This is a genomic window from Meiothermus luteus (genome assembly GCF_003574085.1).
In the GTDB taxonomy this organism is placed as follows: Bacteria; Deinococcota; Deinococci; order Deinococcales; family Thermaceae; genus Meiothermus; species Meiothermus luteus.
Genome location: NZ_QWKZ01000176.1, coordinates 1 through 2,540 on the forward strand (window position 1 = coordinate 1; position 2,540 = coordinate 2,540).

Below are 2,540 nucleotides of genomic sequence, written 5' to 3' on the forward strand. Positions count from 1 at the left end.
CCCCCGGCACCGCGGCGTGGGCGTCAATCACCGCCACCGCCACCGGGGTGCCCGCGGGGAGGCCCTCGGTGGCCCACCCGGGCCTGAGCCCCCCGGCCTGCTGCCCCACCGGGTGGGGTGGGGCCAGCCGCTCGAGCCAGCCCACCAGGGCCGGCTCCAGCGCCGCCAGGGCCTCCGGCGTGGGGTAGCCCGTGGGCTGCCAGTGGGCCTTGTAGCCGGCCTGGCAGGCCGAGCGCACCTCGGCCCCGCAAAGCTGCCAGACCAACCAGTCCCCCACCTCAATCCAGCGGGCGGTGGCCTCCCAGACCCGGGGGGCCTCGGCCAGCACCTCCCAGGCCTTGGCCAGCGACCACTCCGCGCTGGTTTTGCCGCCGTACATCTGCAAAAACGGGGGGGCGGTCCGGTTGATGGCCTGGGCGTAGGGCTCGGCGGCGTGGTGCTTCCAGAGCTTCAGGTAGGCGTGGGGTTCGTCGGCGAAGGCCTCCTTGAGGGCCAAGGGGGTTCCCTCGGCGTCGGTGGGGAGGGGGCTCGAGGCGGTGGTGTCCAGGCCGATGCCCACCACTTCTCCGTGCCGCAGGGCCTCGGCCCCCATCCGCACCAGGAGCCGCCGGGTCACCTCTAGGTAGTCCCCCGGATGGTGCAGGGCGTACAGCGGGGGCAGGAGGCGGCCCGAGGGCAGGGCCCGCTCCAGCACCCCGTGGGGGTAGGGCTCCACCGCCGTGGCCAGCTCGGCGCCGCTTTCCAGCTCAATCAGCACCGCCCGGGCCGACTCGGTGCCGTAGTCCAGTCCCAGCGCCAGGGGTTTCATGCAGCCAGACCTCCAGATAATGGTCACGTGACCATTAGGGCTCAGATGAACAAGGTGAGGGTTTATGTTGGCCTCGCCCGCTTTATGGTCTCGTGTCCATTAGGATAGATACCCTCCTCACTTCCTGTCAAGCCCCTTCTGGTTAAAATGGTCACGTGCCCAGCATCCTGGACGTCGCCAAACGCGCAGGGGTCGCCCCCACCACCGCCAAGCGGGCCATCAACGAGCCCCACCTGCTGGCCCCGGCCACCCTCGAGCGAGTGCGCAAGGCCATTGAGGAGCTCGGCTACGAGCCCGACCAGGTGGCCGGCGGGCTGCGGCGGGGCCGCACCCGCACCCTGGGGCTGATGGTGGGCAACATCATCGAGCCCTTCTTCGCCAGCCTGACCCGCAGCGTGGCCCGGGAGGCCCGGGCCCGCGGCTACGCCCTGATGGTCGCCGACAGCGAGTACGACTCGAGCCTCGAGCTGCAAAACCTGCGGCTCTTCCGCGGCCAGCGGGTAAGCGGCCTGATCATCCGCTCGGCCTTTGGCTCGCCCAACCTTGACTACCTCAAGCAGATGCAGGCCCGGGGCACCTACATTCTCGAGATCGACCACTTCTACCCCGATAGCCCCTTCAGCTACGTCATGCTGGACGGGCGGCAGTGCGTGTTTGAGGGGGTGCGCTACCTGTATGAGCTGGGCCACCGGCGGATTGCCACCCTGGGCGACTACCACCCCGTCCTCACCCCCGACGAGCGCTCGAGGGTCTTCCCCGAGGCCATGCAGGCGGTGGGCCTTTCGCCCAACCCGGCCTACCAGCGGGTCATTGAGCGCAGCGAGGAGGCGGCCTACCAGCTCACCCTGGAGCTGATGCGCCTGCCCGAGCCCCCCACCGCCCTCTTCTCCCTTACCGGCAGCGAGGCCGCGGGGGCCTTTAGGGCCCTGAGGGAACTGGGCCTGCGCATTCCCCAGGACGTCTCCCTCCTCACCTTTGACAACTACTCCTGGACTTCCTTGGTCACCCCGCCCCTGGATGTGATTGAGCAGCCGGTGGAGGAGATGGGCCGGGCGGCGGTGGAAATCGTCCTGGACGCGGTGGAACACCAGACCCTGGACAAGGTAGTGCGGCGGCGCTTCCCCGGGCGACTTATCCGGCGGGGAAGCTGTGCTCCGCCGGGGGGATAGAATCACCGCATGGCGGTTCGTCTGGAAGATGTGTTGGAAGCTCGTGAGCTCCTCCAAGGGGTGGTGGCCCCTACCCCCGTGCTGCCCGATCCTTTGGCCTCGGAGGACCTAGGGGCGCGGGTTTACGTGAAGGCCGAGTGCCTCCAGAAGAGCGGTTCCTTCAAGATTCGTGGGGCCTACCATAAAATCGCCCGCCTCAGCCCGGAGGAAAAGGCCCGCGGGGTCATCGCCCCTTCGGCGGGGAACCACGCCCAGGGGGTGGCCCTGGCCGCTTCCATGCAGGGCATCCGGGCGGTAATCGTGATGCCCCAGCACGCTCCCCTGACCAAGGTGGTGGCCACCCGCCGGCTGGGGGCCGAGGTGGTCCTATGGGGAGCCAGCTTTGACGACGCGGTGGCCCACGCCCACGAGCTGCAGCAGCGCCATGGCTACACCTACGTGCACGCCTTTGACGACGAGAAGGTCATCGCGGGGCAGGGCACCATCGGCCTCGAGCTTCTGGAGGCCCTGCCCGAGCTGGACGTGCTGGTGGTGCCCATTGGGGGAGGGGGATTGGTGGGGGG

At 69.2% G+C, this 2,540-nt stretch carries 2 protein-coding genes and 1 pseudogene; 2 read left to right on the top strand and 1 reads right to left on the bottom strand.

Going from position 1 to position 2,540, the window contains the following annotated elements:
- Positions 1-808, bottom strand: a pseudogene (locus Mlute_RS14850) (ribulokinase); the annotation flags it as partial.
- Positions 809-963: 155 nt separating this feature from the next.
- Between Mlute_RS14850 and Mlute_RS14855 the strand changes: the two are divergent.
- The gene (locus Mlute_RS14855; RefSeq protein WP_119361304.1) at positions 964-1,977 is read left to right on the top strand and encodes a LacI family DNA-binding transcriptional regulator; all 1,014 of its coding nucleotides are present in this window, start codon (positions 964-966) and stop codon (positions 1,975-1,977) included.
- A gap of 9 nt (positions 1,978-1,986) precedes the next feature.
- On the top strand, positions 1,987-2,540 hold a 554-nt coding region (locus Mlute_RS14860; RefSeq protein ID WP_119361305.1), incomplete at its 3' end, for a threonine ammonia-lyase.